The sequence below is a fragment of the Mesorhizobium hawassense genome, assembly GCF_003289945.1.
Classification (GTDB): Bacteria; Pseudomonadota; Alphaproteobacteria; order Rhizobiales; family Rhizobiaceae; genus Mesorhizobium; species Mesorhizobium hawassense.
In genome coordinates, this window is sequence record NZ_QMBP01000007.1 from 286,662 (window position 1) to 303,349 (window position 16,688).

The 16,688-nt window shown below is 63.8% G+C and carries 14 protein-coding genes; 9 read left to right on the forward strand and 5 right to left on the reverse strand.

Features of this window, described 5'->3' with window-relative positions:
- Window positions 1-70: 70 nt before the first annotated feature.
- From DPM33_RS17260 to glmS, 3 genes are all read right to left on the reverse strand, one after another.
- Window positions 71-370, reverse strand: coding sequence for a HigA family addiction module antitoxin (locus DPM33_RS17260; RefSeq protein WP_112098640.1), 300 nt, complete (start codon window positions 368-370; stop codon window positions 71-73).
- A gap of 37 nt (window positions 371-407) precedes the next feature.
- Entirely contained in the window at window positions 408-689 is a 282-nt protein-coding gene (locus DPM33_RS17265; RefSeq protein ID WP_112098641.1) for a type II toxin-antitoxin system RelE/ParE family toxin, read from the reverse strand.
- A gap of 97 nt (window positions 690-786) precedes the next feature.
- Entirely contained in the window at window positions 787-2,610 is a 1,824-nt protein-coding gene (glmS, locus tag DPM33_RS17270) for a glutamine--fructose-6-phosphate transaminase (isomerizing) (protein ID WP_112098642.1), read from the reverse strand.
- A 211-nt stretch (window positions 2,611-2,821) separates the two neighbouring features.
- On the opposite strand from glmS, the gene DPM33_RS17275 reads away from it, so the two are divergent.
- Window positions 2,822-3,193: an ADP-ribosylation/crystallin J1 gene (locus DPM33_RS17275; RefSeq protein ID WP_112098643.1), complete on the forward strand. Its 372-nt coding sequence runs from the start codon at window positions 2,822-2,824 to the stop codon at window positions 3,191-3,193.
- Between the two features lie 3 nt (window positions 3,194-3,196).
- Here the strand turns inward: DPM33_RS17275 and glmU are convergent, their stop codons facing one another.
- Window positions 3,197-4,567, reverse strand: a complete 1,371-nt coding sequence (glmU, locus tag DPM33_RS17280; RefSeq protein WP_112098644.1) for a bifunctional UDP-N-acetylglucosamine diphosphorylase/glucosamine-1-phosphate N-acetyltransferase GlmU — start codon at window positions 4,565-4,567, stop codon at window positions 3,197-3,199.
- A gap of 332 nt (window positions 4,568-4,899) precedes the next feature.
- Between glmU and DPM33_RS17285 the strand changes: the two genes are divergently transcribed.
- Window positions 4,900-6,858, forward strand: a complete 1,959-nt coding sequence (locus DPM33_RS17285; RefSeq protein WP_245442195.1) for an adenylate/guanylate cyclase domain-containing protein — start codon at window positions 4,900-4,902, stop codon at window positions 6,856-6,858.
- Window positions 6,859-6,876: 18 nt separating this feature from the next.
- On the opposite strand, the gene DPM33_RS17290 is transcribed toward DPM33_RS17285, so the two are convergent.
- Entirely contained in the window at window positions 6,877-7,623 is a 747-nt protein-coding gene (locus DPM33_RS17290) for a cytochrome c biogenesis CcdA family protein (protein ID WP_112098673.1), read from the reverse strand.
- Window positions 7,624-7,788: 165 nt separating this feature from the next.
- Here DPM33_RS17290 and DPM33_RS17295 point away from each other — a divergent pair, with 165 nt between their 5' ends.
- The 7 genes from DPM33_RS17295 (at window position 7,789) to DPM33_RS17325 (ending at window position 16,345) form a co-directional block, all read left to right on the forward strand.
- Window positions 7,789-8,166: a COG4315 family predicted lipoprotein gene (locus DPM33_RS17295; RefSeq protein WP_112098645.1), complete on the forward strand. Its 378-nt coding sequence runs from the start codon at window positions 7,789-7,791 to the stop codon at window positions 8,164-8,166.
- A gap of 275 nt (window positions 8,167-8,441) precedes the next feature.
- Window positions 8,442-11,009: a type I DNA topoisomerase gene (topA, locus tag DPM33_RS17300; RefSeq protein ID WP_112098646.1), complete on the forward strand. Its 2,568-nt coding sequence runs from the start codon at window positions 8,442-8,444 to the stop codon at window positions 11,007-11,009.
- A gap of 6 nt (window positions 11,010-11,015) precedes the next feature.
- Window positions 11,016-13,322, forward strand: a complete 2,307-nt coding sequence (rnr, locus tag DPM33_RS17305) for a ribonuclease R (RefSeq protein ID WP_112098647.1) — start codon at window positions 11,016-11,018, stop codon at window positions 13,320-13,322.
- A complete protein-coding gene (locus DPM33_RS17310) occupies window positions 13,322-13,765 on the forward strand; it encodes a DUF983 domain-containing protein (protein ID WP_112098648.1) in 444 nt (147 codons plus the stop codon). Before rnr ends, DPM33_RS17310 begins: the two co-directional genes overlap by 1 nt.
- A 92-nt stretch (window positions 13,766-13,857) precedes the next feature.
- A complete protein-coding gene (locus tag DPM33_RS17315; RefSeq protein ID WP_112098649.1) occupies window positions 13,858-14,598 on the forward strand; it encodes an NUDIX hydrolase in 741 nt (246 codons plus the stop codon).
- Between the two features lie 20 nt (window positions 14,599-14,618).
- Window positions 14,619-15,794 (forward strand): MFS transporter, encoded by a 1,176-nt coding sequence (locus DPM33_RS17320; RefSeq protein ID WP_112098650.1) that lies wholly within the window; start codon window positions 14,619-14,621, stop codon window positions 15,792-15,794.
- A 92-nt stretch (window positions 15,795-15,886) separates the two neighbouring features.
- Window positions 15,887-16,345, forward strand: a complete 459-nt coding sequence (locus tag DPM33_RS17325; RefSeq protein ID WP_112098651.1) for a YqfO family protein — start codon at window positions 15,887-15,889, stop codon at window positions 16,343-16,345.
- The last annotated feature ends 343 nt before the right edge of the window (window positions 16,346-16,688 follow it).

Sequence of the window (16,688 nt, forward strand, 5' to 3'; positions counted from 1 at the left end):
CAGGGTTGCAACGCCGAGATTAGTGAACCGCGAGCCCGTTTGGAACTGCGAAGTTTTTAAAGAGCGATCGTCACGCCGCTGCGTCCAGCGGCACGATCTTCTCAAGTTCCGCCGCTATTTTCCTGGCTTCGGTCTCCAGCTCGTAGGCTTTCTGGAAGTTCATCCAGAACTCCGGCGTGGTGTTGAAGAACCTGGCGAGACGAAGCGCCGTATCCGGAGTAAGACCAACCTCTTCCTTGACGATGCGCTCGATCCGGGTGCGTGGAAGATTGAGCTTCTTTGCAAGCGCGCCGGCGCTCATGCCGAGCGGGACTAGATACTCCTCACGCAGGAATTCCCCGGGGTGTACGGGGCGTGCAAACTTGAGCATAGCTCAGTGTCCTCAAAGGGTTAGGGCAAGTGCCCACTCAATGGTAGTCGACAATTTCCACATCTTCGGCTCCGGCAACGGTCCATCTGAAACAGATACGCCATTGGTGGTTGATGCGGGTGGAATGTTGCCCGGCGCGATCTCGTTTCAAAGCCTCCAAGTGGTTGCCTGGTGGCGACCGAAGGTCATTCAGCTGGACGGCATTATCAATCGCTCGGAGCCGCCTTTCAGCACCGGCGACCAGATCCGGCGGAAATCCCTTAGGTGCCCTGCCAGCCGCTACCTCTACGACCGTCTTGCCTTTGAATGAAACGATCAATAGCCTTCCCCACGCGCTGTATCATACTCTGATACGCAGCTCGTCGCAAGATCATGTATCATCAATTGATACAGATCGGTCGTGTGGGGATGCGGTGCTACTCCACCGTCACCGACTTCGCCAGATTGCGCGGCTGGTCGACGTCCGTGCCCATGAAAACGGCTGTGAAGTAGGCCAGCATCTGGATCGGCAGCGCGTAGATGATCGGCGAGATGATCTCCGGCACCTCGGGCAGAATGATCGTCTCCATCGTCTTGATGCCGGCTTGCGCCGCGCCCTTGGCATCGGTGATCAGGATGATCTTGCCGCCGCGCGCCGCCACTTCCTGCATGTTCGACACGGTTTTTTCGAAGATCCGGTCATGCGGCGCAATTACGATCACCGGCATGTTCTCGTCGATCAGCGCGATCGGCCCGTGCTTCAACTCGCCGCCGGCATAGCCCTCGGCGTGGATATAGGAAATCTCCTTGAGCTTCAGCGCGCCTTCCATGGCCAGCGGAAAATTGGTGTCGCGGCCGAGATAGAGCACGTCCTTGTAGCGCGACAGCTCGCGCGAGATGCGCTCGATCTGTTCGTCGAGCTTCAGCACCTGGGTGGCGAAGCGCGGCGCTTCCGAAAGCTCGCGCACCAGTTGCTTTTCCTCATCGCGCGAGATGGTGCCGCGCGCCACGCCCGCGCGGACGGCAAGCGCAGCCAAGACGGACAGCTGACAGGTGAAAGCCTTGGTCGAGGCGACGCCGATCTCAGGCCCGGCAAGCGTCGGCAGCACCACGTCGGATTCGCGCGCTATCGTCGATTCACGCACATTGACGATGGCGCCGATCTTCATGCCGGCCTGGCGGCAGTAGCGAAGCGACGCCAGCGTGTCGGCGGTCTCGCCCGACTGCGAAATGAAGAAGGCCGCGTCGCTGGCCGAAAGGGGCATTTCGCGATAGCGAAATTCGGAGGCGACATCGATATCGACCGGCAGCCGCGCAAAGCGCTCGAACCAGTATTTGCTGATCAGCCCGGCAAGATAGGCGGTGCCGCAGGCCGAGAGCGCCAACCGGCTGATCTTGGCGAAATCGAAGGGCAGGTCGAGCGGCTTCGACATACCGGAGACGAAGTCGACATAATGCGCCAGCGTGTGCGAGATCACCTCCGGCTGCTCATGGATTTCCTTTTCCATGAAATGCCGGCGGTTGCCCTTGTCGACCATGAAGCTGGTCGACAGCGACTGCTGGCGCTTGCGGTCGACCTTCCTGCCGTCGATGTCGTAGATGGTCACGCTTTCGCGGCGCACCACCGCCCAGTCACCGTCCTCGAGATAGGTGATCGAGTTGGTGAAGGGCGCCAGCGCGATCGCGTCGGAGCCGAGATACATTTCACCATCACCATGGCCGACGGCCAAAGGCGGACCATTGCGGGCGCCGACGATCAGGTCCTCGTCGCCCTTGAACATGATCGCCAGCGCGAATGCGCCGCGCAGCCGCTTCAGCGCATGGTGCGCGGCCTCGACCGGCTTCGATCCCTTGGCGAGTTCGCGCGCCACCAGATGCGCGACGACCTCGGTGTCGGTCTGCGAGGAGAAGCTGTAGCCGTCGCGGGTAAGTTCGTCGCGCAGCTCGGCGAAATTCTCGATGATGCCGTTGTGGACGATGGCGACGCCGTTGGAAAAATGCGGATGCGCGTTGGTCTCGTTCGGCACGCCATGCGTTGCCCAACGGGTATGGCCGATGCCGATCGTGCCCTCGAGCGGCTCGTCCTTCAGCCGGCGTTCGAGGTTGACCAGCTTGCCTTCGGCGCGGCGGCGGCCGAGTTCGCCGTTCTCGATTGTGGCGACGCCGGCCGAGTCATAGCCGCGATATTCGAGCCGCTTCAGCGCATCGACGATGAGCGGCGCGACCTGCTGCCGGCCGACGATTCCAACGATACCGCACATGCGATAGCCCCCGATTTCCAGCGGAAAACCCAGCGTTATCTAGGGATTGCCGGGCCGCCGCGAAAGTCACTTTGCGTTTCGTTCCGTGTCAATGGAACGGCCCCGCACTCATGCACCATGACATGCCGCGCTTGCAATCCGGTTACCGCGATTGCTCGGTTTTTCACGCGCTCGTTGTTGGTCTGCAAGGGTTTTGGGCTAGGATGCCGGCATGAACAGAACCGAAGCCGTCGTAACCCTCTGGCGACCCGTTGGGCCGCAGGAACTGAAACTGATCGAGATCTCAGGCATGCGTGAATTTCCGCCGCGATTGCCTGACCAGCCGATCTTCTATCCGGTTCTTTCCGAGGCCTATGCCATACAGATCGCCCGCGACTGGAACGTGCCGGCGAGCGGCGCTGGCTTCGTCACCCGGTTTGATGTGCTGAAAAGCTTCCTCGACGGCTACCGCGTAGAGCATGCCGGCAGCAAGGCGCATCTCGAATATTGGATACCGGCCGAGGACCTGCCGGCGTTCAACGAGGCGATCGTCGGCAGGATCGAGGTGACGGCCAGCTTCGGCAAGACCGCAGCCGCCAGTTGAAAGCTATTCCGCCGCCGCCTTCTTCCGCGCCGCGGCGGCCGAGGCAAAGCGCTCGCGCAACTCCTTGCCCTTGCCGGGGATCGTCTTCTGGCGGGCGCGGCCGAAGGCCAATGCGTCATCAGGCACACTTTCGGTGATCACGCTGCCGGAGGCGATATAGCCGCCCTTGCCGATCGCGACCGGCGCCACCAGCGAGGAATTCGAGCCGACAAAGGCTCCCTCGCCGATATCGGTGAAGAATTTCGAGAAGCCGTCATAGTTGCAGGTGATGGTACCGGCGCCGATATTGGCACCCGCCCCGACGCGCGCGTCGCCGATATAGGTCAGATGGTTGACCTTGGCGCCTTCCTCGATCGTCGCCTGCTTGACCTCGCAGAAATTGCCGACCTTGGCCTTCGGCTTCAGATCGGCGCCGGGCCGCAGCCGCGCGAACGGACCGACATCGCAGTTCGATGCGATCGTCGCGCCTTCGATATGGCTGAAAGCGTGGATCTTGGTGCCCGACGCGATCTTGACGCCCGGTCCGAACCAGACATTCGGCTCGACGATCGTATCGGCGCCGATCTCGGTGTCGTGCGAGAAGTATACGGTTTCCGGCGCAATCAGCGTCACGCCCGCAAGCATCGCCTCGCGCCGCCGGCGCGCCTGCCAGATCGCTTCCGCCTCGGCGAGCTCGGCCCGATTGTTGATGCCGAGCGCGCTCTCGAAACCGGCTTCCGTGGCCACAACGTCGAGGCCCTCCGCGCCGGCGATCTCGACGATGTCGGTGAGATAAAACTCGCCCTTGGCATTCTTGTTCCCGACCTTGTCGAGCAGCCGAAGCGCATGCTTGCCCGCCACGGCCATCATGCCGGCATTGCAGAAGCCGATCTTTTTCTCCTCCTCGGAGCAGTCTTTCTCCTCGCGGATGGCGATGAGATGGCCGGCCTTTTCAATCAAACGCCCATAGCCGGTGGGGTTCGGCGGGCGAAAGCCGATGACCGCTACGGCAGCGCCGCCAGCCAGCTTTTGCCGAGCCGCCGCCAGCGCGCCGGCATCGATCAGCGGCGTATCGCCGAACATGACGAGAATATCGTCATAACCCTTTGATATTGCTTCGCGCGCGGCGAGCACCGCATGCGCGGTGCCAAGCCGCTTCTCCTGCACGAAAGTCTGTGCCTCGGGCACGAATTTCTGCGCCGCTTTGCGCATCTCCTCGGCGCCGTGGCCGATCACCAGCGCCACGCCGGTCGCACCGGCTGCTTCGGCGGCCTTCACGACATGAGCCACCATCGGCAGGCCGGCAATGGCATGCAGCACTTTGGGCATCGCGCTCTTCATGCGCGTGCCCTCGCCGGCGGCGAGGATGACGGACAGGCAGGATCTCTGGCTCATAGAAGGCAACCATCTGAAATAGATTGAATCTGCATATGCTAGCAGCGGCGTGATGCTGCACCAATGCGGTTAAATTCCGGTGAGACGGCGAAGCGAAGTCTTCAAGCGCGGACGTCTGGTGGGATGCCCGATACAAAGGCACCGCCGCGGTGGCGTCAGCCGGTTACATAGGTGGGAGATATCTCCAGCCTTCTGGGAGTGCTGTGTCAGCGTCCCCGGAGCTGCGTGAACATGTCGTCGGTTGGTCGTTAGAACAATTTCAGGAAAGTCCGCAACGGTTTTTCCGTCCGGAGTTGCGTAAAAACAAAGAGATAGTGCGGTTTGGCGTTTCCGTGAAAACGCCGAACTGCTCACGCGCGGCGACTTGGATCGCTCCACGCCTCGCAAGCGGGATAGCGAAATCTCGTGAAGGCAAGGTCAAGCTGCTTTCTCCGGCCCGTACCGGCGACGGGCGGAGACTGGGAGAGATGGACACCATGCGCGTGGCGCGTCTGGAAATTGGCAGGACATGGACGCGGGGCGGCTCGCGTGCAGCCGCTTGGCCGAGCGGTGCAATGACCGCGCAGCGCCACCTCGCGGCGATCCTGGCCTGCGACGTGGTCGGCTACTCGCGTCTGATGGAGCGCGACGAGCGCGGCACGCTCGAGCGGCTGAAGACCTACCGCAAGGATCTCCTCGAACCGCTGGTCACCGAGCACCACGGTCGGATCGTCAAGCTCACCGGCGACGGCATGCTGTGCGAGTTCGCGAGCGTCGTTAACGCGGTGACCTCGGCGATGGCGATCCAGCAGGCCTTGGCAGAACACGAGTCGGAGACGCCCGAGGAAGAGCGGATTCGCTTCCGCATCGGCATCAATCTCGGCGACGTGGTCTGCGAGGAGGACGGCGACCTCTACGGTGACGGGGTCAACATCGCCGCCCGCCTCGAAAGCGTCGCCGATCCAGGCGCCGTAGTCGTCTCGGGCACCGCCTACGACCACCTGCAGGGCAAGCTCGACTGCGGTTTCACGCCGCTCGGCGACCTGCGCCTCAAGAACATCGAGCGGCCCGTGCGCGCTTACCGCGTCGAGGCCGACGCCAGCGCCGCACCGCCTCCTCTGCCCGAGAAACCTTCGATCGCGGTTCTGCCTTTCACCAACATGAGCGGCGACCCCGACCAGGAGTACTTCGCCGACGGGCTGGTGGAGGACATCATCACGGGCTTGAGCCGGGTGAATTCGTTCTTCGTGATCGCCCGAAACTCGTCCTTCACCTACAAGGGCCGGGCGGTGGACCTGCGCCAGGTCGGGCGCGAGCTGGGCGTCCGCTACGTGCTCGAAGGCAGCATCCGCAGAGCAGGTTCGCGGGTCCGCATCAGTGGGCAGTTGGTGGACGCGATCAGCGGACACCATGTCTGGGCCGACCGCTTCGAGGGCGACGTGTGCGACATCTTCGACCTGCAGGACAAGGTGACCGAGAGCGTCGTCGGCGCTGTCGAGCCGAGCATCCGGCTGGAGGAGATCAAGCAGGCGCGCATGAAGCCGACCGACTACATCAGCGCCTACGACCTTTACCTTCGCGCGCTGCCGCGCTTCTACAGCATGACGCGCGAAGGCTTTGCCGACGTGCGTCGGCTCACCAACGAGGCGCTCAGCATCGACCCTGCCTTCAACTTGGCGAAGGCACTCGGCGCCTATATCCGCAGCATATCCGTGAGCCAGTGCTGGCACGAGCCCGACGATACCAGGGTCGCTACGCGCATGGCGCGCGAGGTCCTGGCGGAAGCGCGCGACGACCCCACGAGCCTCCGCTTCGCCGCGCAGGTGATCGCCTACAGCGCGAAGGACTACGAGATGGCGCTGGCCACGATCGAACGATCCCTGCTGCTCAATCCCAATTCGGCGCAGGGCCATACGAGCTGCGGCTGGGTCAACGCACATTCCGGTCGCCCACTCGTCGCGATCGAGCATTTTCACAGGGCAATGCGGCTTAGCCCGGTCGACCCCGAGAAGGGCATCGCGCTCTCCGGCATCGGCATGAGCTACCTGATGCTCGAGCGCTACGAGGAAGCGCTGGCATCGGGAGAACGCGCGCTGCACGAGATGCCGAACTACGGCTCCTCGCACCGGGTGTTGATCATGGCGCTGGTCAAACTCAATCGGCTGGAGGAGGCGCGGGCGGCGGCGCGGCGGCTGATGGAGGCGTTCCCAACCTACACGCTCACCCTGCAGAGACAGATCAACCCATGGCAGGACAAGGTGTTCGGCGAGCGTTACGTCGAGGCGCTGGGCATCGCCGGCGTGCCGGAGTGATCGCGCACAAAGCGCAAATTACCCCAGCCGTCCCAGCACCGGGAAATTCTCCAGCAGCCAGTAGGATGCACTCTGCACGCCGCCGGTGAGAAAAAACACGCCTGCGACGACCAGCAGCGCGCCGATCGCTTTTTCCACACGGCCGAGATGGACGCGGAATTTGCCGAGGAAGCGCATGAAAGCGCCGGAAAACAGCGCCGCGATCAGGAAGGGGATGCCGAGGCCGAGCGAATAGGCGGCGAGCAGCAGCGCGCCCTCACCCACCGTCTCGCGCCCGCCTGCCAGAGTCAGGATCGGGCCCAGTACCGGGCCGATGCAGGGCGTCCAGCCGAAGGCGAAGGCCAGTCCCATGACATAGGCCGCGACCATGCTGGCCGGCTTGCCCTGCGATTGGAAGCGCGCCTCGCGCGACAGCAGCGGAATGCGCAGGATGCCGAGGAAGTTGAGGCCCATGACGATGATCAGCGCGCCGGCCACCATCGCCAGCGGTTCCTGCCAGACGCGCAGCAGGCGCCCGATGGTCGAGGCGCCGGCGCCGAGCGCCACAAAGACGGTCGAGAAGCCGAGCACGAAAGCCAGCGAGGCGTAGAGCAGCGCGCCGCGCGCGCCTTCCCTCGCCGTCACGCTCTGATTGCCGCGAAAATCATCGACCGAAACGCCGGCCATGTAGCAGAGATAGGGCGGAACCAGCGGCAGCACGCAAGGCGACAGGAACGAGATCGCCCCTGCCCCGACCGCGCTGACATAGCCGATGTCCAATGCCATTTCGTCCGCCCTGCCTGTGGTGGCGTCGATATAGCGATGCGAATGGCTCTTCGCCAATCACCATTGTGTGGCACGTCGCCGCTTCGCCAAGGAAGAAACGGCAGCCCCAACGCGTTGTTGGGATGAGCGCGCGATTGCCGCGTGCTTGTTCTCAGGGAGATTGTCATGAAAGCGATTGCACTCGGATTCGCCGCGCTTTTGCTCGGCACCGCCGCGTCCCAGGCCGCGGAAGCCTGGAAGGAAGCCGAAGTGGGCGGCACCAAGATCTACACCGACGCCAAGGGCATGACCCTTTATACCTTCGACAAGGATGAGAAAGGCAAATCCAACTGTTACGACAAATGCGCTAGCAACTGGCCGCCGCTGAAGGCTGAAGCCGGCGCCAAGGCCGATGACGAATGGACGCTCGTCGACCGCAAGGACGGGAGCAAGATGTGGGCCTATAACGGCAAGCCGGTCTACACCTTCATCAAGGACAAGAAAGCCGGCGACATGACCGGCGAAGGCGTCGCCGGCGCCTGGCACGTCGTCAAGGCCGACTGAGCCCACGCCATCGCGCTCCGGCTGTCGGGTTCGGTGATCCGGCAGCCAGCCATCTTTTTGCCCGTCGCCGCCCGTTCACGCCGCAGGCCCCGCTGTCCCCAAAAATGTGATCTTTGCCATACACTCTAAGAGTGTATCGTCGGCGAGCGCTTCGCAAATTGCCCGCCTCCCCTTGACCGATTGCAAAAGCGCGGCCATGTGAGCGACGAAAAGAGTGGGATTTCGTCGTGCGTCGCGGAGTTCTTCCGCCACCTCACAGCTGATTAAGAGACCTCATGGACGTCGTCGTCGTCGAATCGCCGGCCAAGGCGAAGACAATCAACAAATATCTCGGCAAGAACTATAAGGTCCTTGCCTCGTTCGGTCATGTCCGAGATCTGCCGGCCAAGGACGGCTCGGTGCGGCCCGACGAGGATTTCGCCATGTCCTGGTCGGTCGACACCGCTTCCGGCAAGCGCCTCGCCGACATCGCCAAGGCGGTTAAGGATGCCGACGGCCTGATCCTCGCCACCGACCCGGATCGCGAGGGCGAGGCGATTTCCTGGCATGTGCTGGAGGTCCTGAAGCAGAAGCGGGCGCTCAAGGACAAACCGGTCAGCCGCGTCGTCTTCAACGCCATCACCAAGGCCTCGGTGCTGGATGCGATGGCCAATCCGCGCCAGATCGACGCGCCGCTGGTCGACGCCTATCTCGCCCGCCGCGCGCTGGATTATCTCGTCGGCTTCACGCTGTCGCCGGTGCTGTGGCGCAAGCTGCCGGGCGCCCGTTCCGCCGGCCGCGTGCAGTCGGTGGCGCTGCGTCTGGTCTGCGATCGCGAATCCGAAATCGAACGCTTCATCCGCGAGGAATATTGGCAGATCGCCGCCATCCTCGACACGCCGCGCAACGACAGCTTCGAGGCCCGGCTCACCGCCTACGCCGGCAAGAAGCTGCAGAAGCTCGATATCGGCAACAAGGCGCAGGCCGACGACATCAAGGCGATGCTCGAAGGCGCGACTTTCAAGGCCTTGTCGGTCGAGGCCAAGCCGACAAAACGCAATCCCGGCCCCCCCTTCACCACCTCGACGCTGCAGCAGGCAGCATCGTCAGGGCTCGGCTTCTCTGCCACCCGCACCATGCAGGTGGCGCAGAAACTCTATGAAGGCATGGATGTCGGCGGCGAGACCGCCGGCCTCATCACCTATATGCGTACCGACGGCGTGCAGATGGCGCCGGAGGCGATCGAGGCTGCCCGCAACGCCATAGTCAGCGAATTCGGCGCGAAATACCTGCCGGAAAAGCCGCGTTTCTACACCACCAAGGCCAAGAACGCCCAGGAAGCGCATGAGGCGATCCGCCCGACCGATTTCCGGCGCACGCCGGCTTCCGTGCGGCAATATCTCGATGCCGACCAGGCCCGCCTCTACGAACTGATCTGGAAGCGCGCCATCGCCAGCCAGATGCAGCCGGCCGAGATCGAGCGCACCACGGTCGAAATCGAGGCGGTCAATGGCGCCCGCACCGCCGAGCTTCGCGCGGTCGGGTCGGTCGTCCGCTTCGACGGCTTCATCGCCGCCTATACCGACCAGAAGGAAGAGGACGCGGAAGACGAGGAAAGCCGCCGCCTGCCCGAGATCCGCGCCGGCGAGCCGCTTGCCCGCCAGGCGATCAACGCCACCCAGCACACCACCGAGCCGCCGCCGCGTTACTCGGAAGCGTCGCTGATCAAGAAGCTGGAAGAGCTGGGCATTGGCCGGCCGTCGACCTATACGGCCATCCTGAAGACGCTGGAAGACCGCGATTACGTCACCATCGACCGGCGCAGGCTGGTGCCGCAGGCCAAGGGCCGGCTGCTCTCCGCCTTTCTCGAAAGCTTCTTCGAACGCTATGTCGAATATGATTTCACCGCCTCGCTCGAGGAAAAGCTCGACGAGATTTCCGACGGCAAGCTCGCCTGGAAGGATGTGCTGCGCGACTTCTGGAAGGATTTCTCCGGCGCCGTCGACGACATCAAGGAGCTGCGCGTCACCGATGTGCTCGACGCCCTCAATGACGAGCTGGCACCGCTGGTGTTCCCCGAGCGTGAGGATGGCTCCAATCCGCGCATCTGCCCGAAATGCGGCAACGGCAATCTGTCGCTGAAGCTCGGCAAGTTCGGCGCCTTCGTCGGCTGCTCGAACTATCCTGAGTGCTCCTACACCCGCCAGCTCGGCGACGCCGCCAATCCCAATGGCGAGAACGGCAATGGCGATGACGGCGTCAAGCTGCTCGGCAAGGACCCTTACACCGCCGAGGAAATAACGCTGCGCAGCGGCCGTTTCGGCCCCTATATCCAGCGAGGCGAAGGCAAGGAGGCCAAGCGCTCCAGCCTGCCCAAGGGCTGGACGCCCGAGACGATCGATCACGAGAAGGCGCTGGCGCTGCTGGCCTTGCCGCGCGACGTTGGAAAACATCCGGAAACCGGCAAGATGATCTCGGCCGGTCTTGGGCGCTATGGCCCCTTCGTGCTGCACGACGGCACCTATGCCAATCTGGAAAGCATCGAGGACGTATTCTCGATCGGCTTGAACCGCGCCGTCTCGGTGATCGCCGAGAAGCAGCAGAAGGGCAAGGGCGGCCGCAATGGCGCCACGCCGGCGGCGCTGAAGGAACTGGGCGACCATCCAGATGGCGGTGGCAAGATCGTCGTGCGCGACGGTAAATACGGGCCCTACGTCAATTACGGCAAGGTCAATGCGACGCTGCCCAAGGGCAAGGACCCGCAATCGGTGACGATGGAAGAAGCGCTCACCCTGATTGCCGAAAAGGAAGCCAAGGGCGGGGGCGGCAAAAAACCCTTCCGCCGGGCGGCGAAGAAGGGATAGCAGGACGTGGCGCGCAGGATCTCCGGAAGAAGCCACGGCGATCCGCGCCACGCCGACACGAGGGCCAAGGTGAAGGACGACTACCGGCCCTCGCGTGACGAGATCCTGCGCTACATCGCCGAAAACCCCGACCGTTCCGGCAAGCGCGAGATCGCCAAGGCCTTCGCGCTACGCGGCGACGACCGCGTCTGGCTGAAAGACATTTTGCGCGACCTGCAGGACGAGGGTCTACTCAACAAGGAGCGGAAGCGCCTTACCCGCGCGGGCGCCGTGCCTCATGTCGCCGTCCTCGACATTTTTGGCCGCGACGACGACGGCGTGCTCCTGGCGCATCCGAGTGAATATACCGGCGCCGGCTCGCCGCCCGTCATCGCCATCCGCGTCTCGCGCGGTGCCGGCGGTCCTGCGCCCGGCATCGGCGACCGCGTGCTCGCAAAAACCTTCCCGACCGACGATCCGTCAGGCCCGGGCTATACGGGGCGGGTTATGAAGATCTTCGAGAAACGCAGCGACGCGGTTCTCGGCGTCTTCCGCGTGCTGAAGGACGGCACGTTCCGCATCGAGCCCGTCGAACGGCGCCAGCCGGAACTGATCGTCGACAAGGAATTCCAGAATGGCGCCAGGAATGGCGACCTGGTCGAGGTCGAGCCGGCGCGGGCGTCCCGCTTCGGCCTGCCGCGCGCCAAGGTGCTGGCGGTGCTGGGATCGCTGAGCAGCGAGAAGGCGGTCTCGATGATCGCCATCCACGCCCACGACATCCCCCATGTCTTTCCGGCGGACGTGATTGCCGAGGCCGACGCGGTGAAGCCGGCGACGCTTGACCACCGCGAGGACTGGCGCGATCTGCCGCTGGTAACCATCGATCCGGCCGACGCCAAGGACCATGACGACGCCGTCTTCGCGACACCCGATACGGATGAGAAGAACTCCGGCGGTGTGATCGTCACCGTGGCGATCGCCGATGTCGCCGCCTATGTCCGCTACGGCACGCCGCTCGACCGCGAGGCCTTGAAGCGCGGCAATTCGGTCTATTTCCCGGACCGCGTCGTCCCCATGCTGCCCGAACGCATCTCCAACGATCTCTGCTCGCTGCGCGAGGGCGAGGACCGGCCGGCGATTGCCGTGCGCATGACCTTCTCCTCGGAAGGCCGCAAGCTCAGGCATTCCTTCCATCGCGTGATGATGAAACCGGCGGCCAAGCTCGCCTACCCGCAGGCGCAGGCCGCGATCGACGGCGTCCCCGACGACAAGACGCGGCCGATTCTCGACGGCGTGCTGAAGCCGCTATGGGATGCCTATGGCGTGCTGAAGCGCGGCCGCGATTCCCGCCAGCCGCTGGAACTCGACCTGCCGGAGCGCAAGATCCTGCTGAAGCCCGACGGCACGGTCGACCGCGTCATCGTGCCGGAACGCCTCGATGCGCATAAGCTCATCGAGGAGTTCATGATCCAGGCCAATGTCGCGGCCGCAGAGACATTGGAGGGCAAGAAAGAGCCGCTCGTCTACCGCATCCACGACGCGCCATCGCTCGCCAAGCAGGAATCGCTGCGCGAGTTCCTGCATACGCTCAGCCTGTCCCTGGCGCGCGGCGCGCAGATGCGGCCGAGCCAGTTCAACGGCATTCTGGAGCGGGTGCGCGGCGCCGACAACGAGGCACTGGTCAACGAAGTGGTGCTGCGCTCGCAGAGCCAAGCCGAATACTCGCCGAAAAACATCGGCCATTTCGGCCTCAACCTCAGGCGCTACTCGCATTTCACCTCGCCGATCCGCCGCTATGCCGACCTGATCGTGCACCGTGGGCTGATCGCGGCGCTCGGTCTCGGGCCCGGCGGCCTGACGCAGCAGGAGGCGGACAGGCTGGAAGAGGTCGCCGCGCTGATCTCGGCCACGGAACGCCGCGCCATGGCGGCCGAGCGCGATACCGTCGACCGGCTGATCGCCGCCTATCTCGCCGAGCGCGTCAACGACACGTTCGACGCGCGCATCTCCGGCGTCACCAAGGCGGGACTCTTTGTCCAATTGCCACAGTACGGCGCGGACGGCTTTATTCCGGTTTCAACTTTGGGCGGCGATTACTACATTTACGACGAAACCGCCCGCTCGCTCTTCGGGGAACGCAGCGGCAAGGGCTATCAACTGGCCGATCGCGTCGAAGTCCGATTGGTCGAGGTCGCGCCAATGGCTGGCGCGATGCGTTTCGAGATGCTGACCGACCCGAAGCCCCTGCCCGGCTCGAAGCGGTCGTTCCACAAGGCCAAGGGCCGCGCCCGCGCCTCGCAATCGCGCGTCGGTCCGCGCGGCAGGAGACGATAATGCCAGGCAACTTGCCGGTGGAAGAACAGGTTTTTGGCGGCGAGCATCATTCCGGTCGCGCCGCGCGTCCCCTGTGGACGGCGATGAAGCACGGCATCCTTGGCCGCTGCCCGCATTGCGGCAAGGGCAAGCTGTTCCGGGCTTTCGTCAAGCCGGTCGACAAGTGCGAGGTCTGCGGCGAGGAACTGCATCACCACCGCGCCGACGACCTTCCAGCTTATCTGGTTATCGTCATCGTCGGCCACATCGTGGTTGGCTCCTTCATGGCAGTGGAGGCTACCACCACGCTGTCGACCTTGCAGCACGCGCTGATCTGGGTGCCGCTGACCATCATTCTCGCGCTGGTCTTGCTGCAGCCGGTCAAGGGCGCTGTCATCGGCCTGCAATGGGCGCTTTATATGCACGGCTTCGGCGGCGAGAAGGACGAGTTCGAGAGCCATTGATAAGCTGGGAATGCATCGCTGTCCGCCCTGGTGCAAAGGCCACGGCGCGCAAGCCACTTTCACATCCGAGAAGTTTCCGCTAGGTCGGGCGCATGGAACGAATGACCAAGGCGGATGTCGACAAGCTCGATAAAGGCCTGGCCGTACGCAGCGGCCGGGCATTGCGTCCGCGCGATGCCGCGACCCTCATTCTGCTCGATCGCAAGGCCAGCGACGTTCTGGTGCTTATGGGCCGGCGCCATGCAGGCCACGCCTTCATGCCCGGTAAATTCGTCTTCCCCGGCGGCCGCACCGATCCGGCCGACAGCCGCATTGTCGTCGCCGCCGCCCTGCCAGGCGACGAAGAGAAAAAGCTGGCCGCGGGTCCCGGCCGCGCCAGCCCGGCGCGGGCGCGGGCAATTGCCCTGTCGGCGATTCGCGAGACCTATGAGGAAGCCGGCCTGCTGATCGGCCGCAAGGGCGCCTTCTCGACCGCGAAGCGCGACTGGCAAGGTTTCGTCGAACATGGCGTCGTGCCGTCGCTGGATGTGCTCCGCTTCGTCGCCCGCGCCATCACCCCGCCCAACCGCGTGCGCCGTTTCGACACGCGATTCTTCAGCGCCTGGCGCCACGACGTCGCCGTGGAATTGCCCGATGGCGGCCCGACCAACGAGTTGGAAGAACTGGTCTGGCTGCCGCTTGCCGATGCCCGCAAGGCCGACATCCCCGACATTACCGGCATGATCCTGGAAGAAGTGGAAAAGCGGCTTGCCGACGATCCCTTGCTGCGGCCGGGGGGCGCCGTGCCGTTCTTCCGGCTTGTCCGCAACCGCTTTGTCCGCGAAGTCCTTTAGAAGCAGAGCATTTTGATCCCATGACGGTCGATACCCAAGAACAGGGCGACGAACGCGTACACTGGCTGCCGATGATCGCGGCGATCTCCTCGATCAGCGTCGTCGGCATCGCCATCGGCCTCGGCATGCCGCTGCTCAGCGTCATCCTGGAAACGCGTGGCCACTCGGCCTCGATGATCGGCCTCAACACCGCGGTAGCCGGCCTCGCCTCCATCGCTGGGGCGCCGCTCGCAACCCCTCTTGCCATGCGTCTCGGCGTCGCCTGGACCATGCTCGTCATGATCTTCCTTGGCGCGCTTGCCTTTGTCGGCTTCCATTTCGCGCCGGATTTCTGGATGTGGTTTCCGCTCCGCGTCGTGCTGCACATTTCGCTGACGGTGCTGTTCATCCTGTCGGAGTTCTGGATCAGCACGTCGGCGCCACCGCATCGGCGCGGCCTGGTGCTCGGTATCTACGCCACGGTCCTGTCACTGGGCTTTGCCGCCGGGCCGTGGCTCTTCGCCCATCTCGGAAGCTCGGGGTTCAGGCCCTTTGGCGTCATCATCGCTTTGGTGGCACTTGCCGCCATCCCGGTGCTTGCGGCGCGCAAGGAGAGCCCGACCATCGTCGCTGACAGCGAGACCAGCCATTTCCTGCGCTACATCTGGCTGGTGCCGACCGCCACCTTCGCCGTGCTGGTTTTCGGCGCGGTCGAGACCGGCGGCTTCGCCCTGTTCCCGGTCTATGGCAACCGCATCGGCTATTCGGAGGCCGACGCCGCGCTGCTTCTGACCATGATCGGCCTCGGCAACGTGCTGCTGCAAATCCCGATCGGCATGATCAGCGACCGCGTGTCCGACCGGCGCTACCTGCTCCTGATTTGCGCCACGGTAGGATTGATCGGAACTGCCTTCATGCCGTTCTTCGCGCAGAACTGGCATTTGATGGCGGCGCTTCTGTTCGTCTGGGGCGGCGTGGTGGCGGCCATGTACACGATCGGCCTTGCCCATCTCGGCTCCCAGCTTTCCGGCCATGAACTGGCCTCCGCCAACGCCGCCTTCGTGCTTTGCTACGGCGTCGGCATGGTGCTGGGTCCGCAGGCGATCGGCATCGGCATGGACGCCTTCGGCCCATCCGGTTTCGGCTGGTCGCTGGCCCTTTTCTTCGCCGCCTACATGCTTCTGGTCCTGGTCAGGCTCGTGCGCAAGATTCTCTAGGTAATGCCGTCGAAGCGTCAGGCATCCTGACATCACCGTGTCAGCAGCACCCCTGCTATACCCTGCCTCCAACGCGAGGTAGGAGAATTGCGATGATCGACAGCGGCTTTGAAACCAAATCCCTCAGGATGGAATTGCTTCTGCTCGTCACATTCCAGGCGCCGGCCGGCGATGTCGAGCGCATCATGGAGGCCGTGGCGGCGATCACGCCGCTGCGCATGGGCAAATATGACAGCAACGCCTATCAGTCGGCGCACGGCGTCGAGCGCTACCGGCCGCTGGACGGCGCTGCCGCAGGCGCCGAGACCGAATTGCGCCGCCGGCCTGGCACCGTCGAAGTGTCGTTCGAGATCGCCGACGACCAGCCGCTCGCCGCCCGTGTCGTCGAGGCGATATTCCAGGCCCATTCCTACCAGGAACCCGTCATCCGTATTCAACCGCTGCTTGCCAGCCGTTCCAAAGGCCTTGACGATCGCGCCAATCCGAACCGCTGGTGGAACACCACAGGCGACTGGAAAAAAGCGGGTCAGCCGATCAGGGAGAATGCTTGAAGCGGTGAAACCGGCGACAATCGGATGAGTCAAGAAAGGCGCCCGGGCTGTCGGTAGCTAATCAAGTTGTCCGGTTTGGTAGCACGTCATTTGTCCGCTTCAGTTTTGCGTCGAAGCGGTTCACGCAGCTCTGCCGATTGAGCATCCGTCCAGGATTGGTGCGCCATCTGAGGTGTATGTGGCAATGCGGCGCGGTCCGTGGAAGATTGCGAGTGTTCCGTCAGTGTATTGCCTGACCTTGACGGTGGCTTTGACGAAGTGGTGTCGGATCGGGCTTTGCGGCAGTTGCAATCTGAGCCGCGCGAAGGCGACGGTATTGTCGCGGGCAACGACACGCTCTTCT